This window comes from Streptomyces sp. MK37H (assembly GCF_018035285.1).
Classification (GTDB): domain Bacteria; phylum Actinomycetota; class Actinomycetes; order Streptomycetales; family Streptomycetaceae; genus Streptomyces; species Streptomyces endocoffeicus.
Genome location: NZ_JAAAYH010000381.1, coordinates 1 through 8,715 on the forward strand (window position 1 = coordinate 1; position 8,715 = coordinate 8,715).

The following is an 8,715-nucleotide window of genomic DNA, read 5'->3' on the forward strand; positions in this document are numbered from 1 at the left end:
GGGAGCCGCTCGGGCTCACCGGCCGTACGCCCGTGATGCTGCCCGAGGAGGGCCCGCTGGCCGGGCGCGGGGTCGTCGACCGGATGGCCGCCCTCGACCTGGTGGTGGACAACATGGCGGAGGAGGTCGGCGCGCGCCCCGGCCGGGCCGAGGAGGTGCTGGCGCTGGGCGGGGTGCCGGGCCACTGGGTGATGGTCGTCTCGCGTACGTACTTCGCGGGCGGCCGCCCGGTGGAGACCGCCGATGTGGTGGTGCTGGCCGAGCGCTATCGGATCGCGTACCGGCTGCCGGTGAAGTGATCGTTCGCCCGCTGTCGGTGCTCGCCGATAGCCGAGCGGTCCGTCCCGGGGCGTCTTACCGCGAGTTAACCGCCGCCCCGCCCCCGTAACGGCCCGGCAATGGCGCATCGCGGCCGCCCGTGACCTCCGGCTCCTACCGTCCTCGGGCGTAAGAGTGAGGCCCGAGCGACAGGGGAAGCCGGTATGACGGATGCGGTCGATGTCGATTCGGTTGATGAGGTTGGTGCGGTTGGTGCGGTTGGTGCGGTCGGGGCGGTCGATACCGTCGCTGCCGAGGCGGGCGCGCCGACGGCAACCGTCCCGCGGCGCGGCTACGCCCGGCTGGCGGCGGACGAGAGCCGTGAGGACTACTCGCTGCGCTACGCACCCCACTCCTACCGCCGCTGGTCGCCCACCATGGTCGCCTCCACGGCGCTCGGTGGCATCGCCTATCTCGCGGACTTCGCCATCGGCGCGTCCATCGTCTTCACCTACGGCTTCACCAGCGGTATCGCCTCAATCCTCACCGCGGCGACAATCATCTTCCTGACCGGCATCCCCATCGCCCGCGCCTGTGCGACCTACGGCCTGGACATGGATCTGATCACCCGCGGTGCCGGATTCGGCTACTTCGGCTCGACGTTGACCTCGTTGATCTACGCCAGCTTCACCTTCATCTTCTTCGCGCTGGAGGGCTCGATCATGGCGCAGGCCATGCATCAGGCCCTCCATATCCCGCTGCCGGTCGGCTATCTGCTGACCACCCTCATCGTGATCCCGATCGTCTTCCGCGGCATGGGCGCGCTCGCCAAGGTGCAGGCGTGGACCCAGCCGATCTGGCTGATCGGGCTCGCCCTGCCGTTCGTGGTGCTGGCCTTCGAGGCGCCGGACTCCTGGGGCGCGTTCGCCTCCTTCGGCGGGACCGAGGGCGCGGGCTCCGGTTTCGACTGGATCGGATACGGCCTGGGCACGGGTGTCGCGCTCTCGCTGATCGCACAGATCGGTGAGCAGGCCGACTATCTGCGGTTCATGCCCGCGAAGACCGACGAGAACCGGCGGCGCTGGAATCTGGCGGTCCTGGCCGCCGGCCCCGGCTGGGTGGTCATCGGCGCGGCCAAGCAGATCGGTGGCGCCTTCCTCGCGTTCGTGGCGCTCGACGCGGTCGGCAAGACCCATGCGCTGGAGCCCATCGCCCCGCAGATCGAGGCGCTGAAGCCCTGGCTGGGCTCGGTCGCGCTGCCCGCCGCCGCGCTCTTCGTGGTGGTCTCCCAGATCAAGATCAATGTGACCAACGCCTACAGCGGCTCGCTGTCCTGGTCCAACTTCTTCTCCCGGGTCACCCACCGCCACCCCGGCCGGGTCTGGTACATCTTCCTCAACCTCGCCATCGCGCTGGCGCTCATGGAGATGAACATGTTCGCGGCGCTCAACAAGCTGCTGGGCTTCTACTCCAACGTCGGCATCGCCTGGATAGCCGCCGTCGCCGCCGATCTGGTCATCAACAAGCCGCTCGGGCTGAGCCCGAAGTACATCGAGTTCAAGCGCGCGTATCTGCATCCCGTGAACCCCGCCGGATTCGGCGCGATGGTGATCGCGTCGGCGGTCTCGATCGTCGCCTTCTTCGGGGTCTTCGGGGAGGTGGCCGAGGCGTTCTCGACCTTCATCGCCTGCGGTCTCGCGCTGGTGCTCTGCCCGCTGCTGGCCTGGCTCACCGGGGGCCGCTACTACCTGGCCCGGAAGAACCCGGTGAACGGGCCCGGTGCCGACGTCCCGGACATCACCGCCACCCACCTGTGCGCCTCGTGCGAGACGGCGTACGAGCTGCCGGACATCGCCGACTGCCCGGTGCGCGCGGGGGCCGTCTGCTCGCTGTGCTGCTCACTGGACGCCGAGTGCGGGGATGCGTGCCGCAAGGCGCCCATGGGCGAGCCGGTGCTGATGCCGCTTCCCACGGTGGGCGGCCCCGCCGTGGACGGTCCCTCCGTGGGGACATGAGCAACCCCTCCGCGAGTACGTGAGCCATCCCTCCGCGAGCACGTGAGCAACCTCACCCTGCGTACGGGCGCGACTACCGTCACCTGAGCGCGGTTCCCGCGCCCTCTGTTGCAAAACTCACATAAGCGCAGGTGGAAGGGGTTACTGGAAGGGGATCATCCATTTCGCTCTTACGATGGATCGGTTTGTGTCCGGTCGTCGGGGGGCGAAAGGAGTGCCAGGAACTTGAGCACGGAGCAGGGTTCCCACTCGCATTATCGAAGGTCACTCGGACCGGTGGCCCTCACCGCCGTGGGCCTCGGGTCGATCATCGGCTCCGGCTGGCTGTTCGGCGCCGAGCGCGCCGCCGCGCTGGCCGGGCCCGCCGCCATTCTGGCCTGGGTGATCGGCGCCGCCGTCGCCCTGACCATCGCCCTGACCTACTCCGAGCTGGGTTCGATGTTCCCCAAGGCCGGGGGCATGGTCCGGTACGGCCAGTACTCCCACGGCTCGCTGGCCGGATATCTGGCCGCCTGGGCCAACTGGATCGCCATCGTCTCGGTGATCCCAGGTGAGGCCACCGCCTCCGTGCAGTACATGTCCTCCTGGGACTTCGGCTGGGCCAAGGCGCTGTACGACGGGAAGGAGCTGACCGGCAGCGGTGTCGCGCTCGCGTCCGTGCTGCTGCTCTTCTACTTCTTCCTCAACTGGTTCGCGATCACCCTCTTCGCGAAGACCAACACCGCGATCACCGTCTTCAAGGTGGTCGTGCCGACCCTGACCGCCGGCGCGCTGCTGCTGTCGCACTTCGACACCGGCAATGTCACCGGCAACGGCGGCTTCACCCCCAACGGCTGGAGCTCCGTGTTCACCGCGGTCGCCGTCTCCGGCATCGTCTGGGCCTACAACGGCTTCCAGTCGCCGCTCAACATGGCGGGCGAGGCCCGTGATCCGGGGAAGTCGCTGCCCAAGGCCGTCATCAGCTCGATCCTCATCGCGTTGGTGATCTACGTCGCGCTGCAGATCGCCTTCCTGACCGCCGTCCCCGCCGCCGATCTGCGGCACGGCGGCTGGTCCGGGCTCTCCTTCAACTCCCCGCTCGCCGATCTCTCCCTGGCCTGGGGCCTGAACTGGCTGGCAATGCTGCTGTACGCGGACGCCTTCATCTCCCCGTCCGGCACCGGCATGATCTACGCGGCCACCACCTCCCGCATGATCCAGGGCGTCCAGGAGAACGGCCATCTACCCGGGATCTTCGGCAAGGTCGACCCCAAGACCGGCATTCCGCGCCCGGCGCTGCTGCTCAACCTGGGGATCGCCTTCATCTTCCTCGCGGTCTTCCGCGGCTGGGGCTCGCTCGCCGAGATCGTCTCCGTCGCCACCGTGATCTCGTACATCACCGGTCCGGTGGCCGTGATGTCGCTGCGCCGCCTCTCCCCGGAGCTGCCGCGCCCGGTGCGGCTGCGCGCGATGCCGGTGATCGCGCCGATCGCGATGGTCTTCGGCTCGCTGGTGCTGTACTGGGCCCGCTGGCCGCTCACCGGCAAGGTCATCCTCATCATGGCGATCGGGCTGCCGATCTGGGCCTGGTACGAGCTGCGCAAGCCGTGGGCGGAGCTGCGGCCGCATCTGGCCGCCGGTGCCTGGATGGTCACGTATCTGCTCGTCATGGCGGCGGTGTCGTGGGCCGGCGGCAAGGATTTCGGCGGCCGTGGCTATCTGCCGGGCGGCTGGGACATCGTGATCGTCGCGCTGATCGGGCTGGCCTTCTACTTCTGGGGCGTACGCAGCGCATGGCGCAATCCGACGCTGCTGGAGGCCGAGCGCGAGCTGGGCGCCACCCCGGCCGACGATGCGGGCGAGAGCGGCGACGACCGGGTGAAGGCCGAAGTCGGCGTCTGAGACATGGCCGGATGAGTGCCTCCTTGTAAGAACACGTATCCGCTGCGTGAAGGTAGGGCGTAGGCTCGGGCATATGCGGATCGGGATTTCCTTAACGGTGTCGCGGGGTCGTGCGCCCGGGCGCGCCACAGCGGAGGGGCGGGGAGATGAGTGACGGGAATGCTGTCCTGCCCTGGCTCGTGATCCGCCAGGACAGCAACGGCAACCGCTACCGCGTCGGGCGCTACGCCACCAGGACGGAGGCCCAGGAGGTGGCCGACCGCCTCGAGGGCGAGGGCCAGGAGCAGCTGTACGTGGTCGAGCGGACCGCCGCGTCCCGTCAGTCCGGTTAGCCCGAGTCCGGTTTCAGCCCGCGGAAATACGTACATCCGGTCCGCAGGAATGCGTACTTCTTCCCTACCCCGGGGCGCTCCCGCCCCTCCGGTGTGCTTCCGCGCAGGCTAGGGTGCGGATCATGAGCGTGTGTGTGGTGGTGGGCGGAGCGGTGTTCGACCGGGGCCGGCTGCTGGCCGCGCGGCGCAGCGCCCCGCCCGAGCTCGCGGGCCGCTGGGAGCTGCCCGGCGGCAAGGCCGAGCCCGGTGAGACCCCGCAAGCGGCGCTCGTCCGCGAACTGCGCGAGGAGCTCGGGGTCGAGGCCGAGCCGCTCGAACCGCTGCCGGGGGAGTGGCCCCTCAAACCCGGCTTTGTGCTGCGGGTGTGGACCGCGGCCCTGCGCTCCGGTGAGCCGCGCCCGCTCCAGGACCACGACGAACTGCGCTGGCTCCCCCCGGACCGGGTGGACGAGGTGGACTGGCTGGACGAGGACCGCCCCGCGGTGGCGGAGGCGGTCCGCAGGCTGCGCGCGGCCGGGGCCGATGCCGGGGCGTCCGACGCCGGGTCGGCCGAGGCCACCGAGGGGACCCGCCCACGCACCTCTTGAGAACGTCCCGCGCGGGAAAATCCATGGGGTTCGAGCCGCCTCCGTCCGGTTAGGAGTGAGGGGGAGCGCTGATCATGAGCGCTTCACCAAAAGCCGGGACGGACACTGATGGCGGGCTGAGATAGTGCTGTGATCGTGAAGACCGTACTCGGGATGGCCGAAGTGCTGGATACTCGGCTATCTGAAGCCGGTCGGAGCACCTGAGCCGGAGGGGACGGGCGCATGAGCGAGAAGCCAGCGGGGGCTGATATGCCCGAGGAGACGGTGGGTTCGCAGGTGTCGCCGATGTCACAGGGGTCCTCGATGTCAGACATGTCGTCCATGTCCTCGATGTCGGCGGTGTGGCAGAGCAGTCCTCCCGGCTCGATCTATGACTACATCCGGGTCGCCTCCTTCGCGCTCGGGCCCGACGGCCGGATCGCGCAGTGGAGCGAACGGGCCGCGGAGTTGCTGGGGCTGACGGCGAGCCAGGCCATCGGCAAGGATCCGGTGGAGGCGTTCGTACCGCCGGAGTACCAGGAGACGGGCCAGCGTGCGGTGGCCGACATCCTCGACGGCCGGGAGTGGACCGGGCTGGTTCCCTACCGTAACCCCCGGGCGCCGAGCGGGCATGGCATCGCCGAGGTCTATGTGATGCCCGCTCAGGACGAGCACGGAAAGCGGGCCGCGCTCTGTATCGCGGTGGACGTCAGCGCGTTGCGCGGGCTGGAAACCGATCTTGCTTCTTCACAGGCCGTTTTCGGTCAATCTCCGCTCGGCTTCTTCCTCTTCGGGACCGATCTGCGGATCCTCCGCGTCAATGAGCGTTTTGCGAAGGTTTTCGGTCGCCCCACCGACGAGTACCGCGGTACGACCCCGCACGATCTGCTGCCGCGCGGCGAGGCCGACCGGCTGGCCGCCGCGCTGCGTCAGGTCCTGGACTCCGGGCAGTCGCTGACCGATATGCCCATCGTGGGCCAGGCGCCGGGCAGCCCCGACCGCCGCCGCTGGTCGGTCTCGCTCTACCGGCTGCACAGCGGCTCCGGCCGCCCCATCGGCGTCGCCGGGCTCGCCGCGGATGTCACCGGCCGCCGCCGCGCCGAACAGGAGGCCGCGGGCGTACGGCGCAATCTGGCGCTGCTGAACGAGGCCGGGGCCCGAATAGGCACCTCGCTCGACCTGGAGACCACCGCCCGCGAGCTGCTGGACGTGGCCGTACCGCAGTTCTGCGACCTGGCCTCGGTCGACCTCTACCAGGGGCTGCTCTCCGGTGACGAGACCCCGCCCGGGCTCGCCGACGGCAGCGCCGAACTGCGCCGCGTCGCCTTCGCCAGCGCGGTCTCCGACGGCCCGGTCGCCTTCGGCGACATCTGCCGCGTCAACACCGTGGAGGACCCCAAGCCCATCCAGGTCGGCGAGGTGCACCGCTACCCCTTCAACTCGCTGTGCGCCCACGCCCTGCGCACCGCCCAGGTCCGCGTCGTCCCCGGGCGGGACGGCAGCGAGGCCCTGGAGTTCGGGGCCATGCTGCAGTCCACCCTGGTGGTGCCGATGGTCGCGCGGGACACCGTCGTCGGCCTGGCCCAGTTCTCCCGCACCAAGGGCAGCGAGCCGTTCGGCGAACGGGACCGCGCGCTCGCCGTCGAGCTGGCCGCCCGCGCCGCCGTGAGCATCGACAACGCCCGGCTGTACCGCAGAGAACATGAACGCGCGCTGATACTCCAGCGCAGCCTTCTCCCGCCCGGCGACCCGGAGGCCGCCGGGCTCGATATCGCCTGCCGCTATCTGCCGGGGAACGCGGCGACCGAGGTGGGCGGCGACTGGTTCGATGTGATCGAGCTGCCCGGGCACCGCACCGCGCTGGTGGTCGGCGACGTCATGGGGCGGGGGCTGCGCGCCGCCGTGGCCATGGGCGAGCTGCGCACCGCCGTACGCACCCTCGCCCTGCTCGACCTGGAGCCCGCCGAGGTGCTCTCCGCGCTGGACGAGATCGCCCGCGGCCTTGGCACACCGGGCGGCTCGCACGCCGGCGCGCGGCCCGGCTCGCGCGCCCTCGCGCGCGACGGCAAGGCCGCCGACGACTCCTCCGATCTGACCGAGGTCTACCTCGCCACCTGCGTCTACGCCGTCTACGACCCGGTCACCCGGCGCTGCACGTTCGCCAACGCCGGGCATCCACCCCCTGTCCTCGTGGAGCCGGGCGAGGGCGCTCTGCTGATGGAGGTCCCGCCCGGATTGCCGCTCGGCGTGGGCGGTGAGCCGTTCGAGGAGATCGAGGTCGAGCTCCCCGACGGCGCGCTGCTGGCCCTCTACACCGACGGTCTGGTCGAGTCCCGCGACCACACCCTCGACGAGGGGCTCCACGCCCTGCGCGCGGCCCTCAACACTCCGGACGGCGCCGACGGCGGGAACGCCGCGGCCGGTTCCCTCGAGGACGTCTGCGACCACGTCCTGAGCACCCTCGACACCCACCACGGCGAGGACGACATCGCCCTGCTGATGGCCCGGGTGCAGGGCCTGTCGGCCGAGTCCGTCGGCGACTGGCACCTTCCCAGCGCCCCGCAGTCCGTGGGCCGGGCCCGCGAACTGGCCCGGGAGCAGCTGGAGTCCTGGGGGCTGGACGATCTGGTGGACACCACCGAGCTGCTGGTCAGCGAGCTGGTGACGAACGCCCTGCGGTATGGCCAGGGCGAGATCCGGCTGCGGCTGCTGCTGGACCGCACGCTGGTGTGCGAGGTCTGGGACGGCGGTCTGGTCCAGCCCCGGCGGCGCCGCGCCCGGGACACCGACGAGGGCGGGCGCGGGCTCCAGCTGGTCGGGATGCTCAGCGCGGGCTGGGGAAGCCGCAGGACCCCGCTCGGCAAGACCGTCTGGTTCGAGCTGGCCCTTCCGGACGGCCGGCCCTCGGGTCCGGACTCGGTGGAGGCGCTGCTCAGCCTGTGGTGACGGGGCCACGACCCGTTACGGCAGCGGGCCCGGGCCCGCGACACGAAGCGGAGGTACTGCCGGCGGAACTTTCCCCTCCCCGCCCCTTCCCGAAACTGGGGCATCCGCCCCAGCCCCCGGGCCGGGGTATCCGCTCCGGGCCCCGGGTCGGGGTATCCGCTCCGGGCCCCGAAACTGGGGTATTCGCTCCGGGCCCCGGGCCGGGGCGTCCGCTCCAGGTCCCGGGTCGGGGTATCCGCTCCAGGTCCCGGGCCGGGGCATCCGTCCCAGGTCCCGGGTCGGGGTATCCGCTCCGGGCCCCGAAACTGGGGTATTCGCTCCGGGCCCCGGGTCGGGGTATCCGCTCCAGGCCCCGAAACTGGGGTATTCGCTCCGGGCCCCGGGCCGGGGCGTCCGTCCCAGGTCCCGGGTCGGGGTATCCGCTCCAGGTCCCGGGCCGGGGCGTCCGTCCCAGGTCCCGGGTCGGGGTATCCGCTCCGGGCCCCGAAACTGGGGTATTCGCTCCGGGCCCCGGGCCGGGGCGTCCGTCCCAGGCCCCGAAACTGGGGTATTCGCTCCGGGCCCCGGGCCGGGGCGTCCGTCCCAGGTCCCGGGTCGGGGTATCCGTCCCAGGTCCCGGGTCGGGGTATCCGCTCCAGGCCCCGAAACTGGGGTATTCGCTCCGGGCCCCGGGTCGGGGTATCCGCTCCAGGCCCCGAAACTGGGGTATTCGCTCCG

5 protein-coding genes and 1 pseudogene are annotated in these 8,715 nt (G+C 70.8%); all 6 read left to right on the forward strand.

What is annotated here, in order from left to right; genetic code table 11:
* Positions 1–299: pseudogene (locus GWI24_RS35035) on the forward strand (GntR family transcriptional regulator); the annotation flags it as partial.
* Between the two features lie 183 nt (positions 300–482).
* Positions 483–2,273 (forward strand): cytosine permease, encoded by a 1,791-nt coding sequence (locus GWI24_RS35040; protein ID WP_247617297.1) that lies wholly within the window; start codon positions 483–485, stop codon positions 2,271–2,273.
* Between the two features lie 225 nt (positions 2,274–2,498).
* On the forward strand, positions 2,499–4,154 hold the full coding sequence (locus tag GWI24_RS35045) for an APC family permease (protein ID WP_210950077.1): 1,656 nt from the start codon (positions 2,499–2,501) through the stop codon (positions 4,152–4,154).
* 146 nt (positions 4,155–4,300) lie between these two features.
* On the forward strand, positions 4,301–4,486 hold the full coding sequence (locus GWI24_RS35050) for an SPOR domain-containing protein (protein ID WP_020868678.1): 186 nt from the start codon (positions 4,301–4,303) through the stop codon (positions 4,484–4,486).
* A 122-nt stretch (positions 4,487–4,608) separates the two neighbouring features.
* Entirely contained in the window at positions 4,609–5,073 is a 465-nt protein-coding gene (locus tag GWI24_RS35055; protein ID WP_210950078.1) for a (deoxy)nucleoside triphosphate pyrophosphohydrolase, read from the forward strand.
* Between the two features lie 222 nt (positions 5,074–5,295).
* Positions 5,296–7,998, forward strand: coding sequence for a SpoIIE family protein phosphatase (locus GWI24_RS35060; RefSeq protein ID WP_210950079.1), 2,703 nt, complete (start codon positions 5,296–5,298; stop codon positions 7,996–7,998).
* Positions 7,999–8,715: the final 717 nt, after the last annotated feature.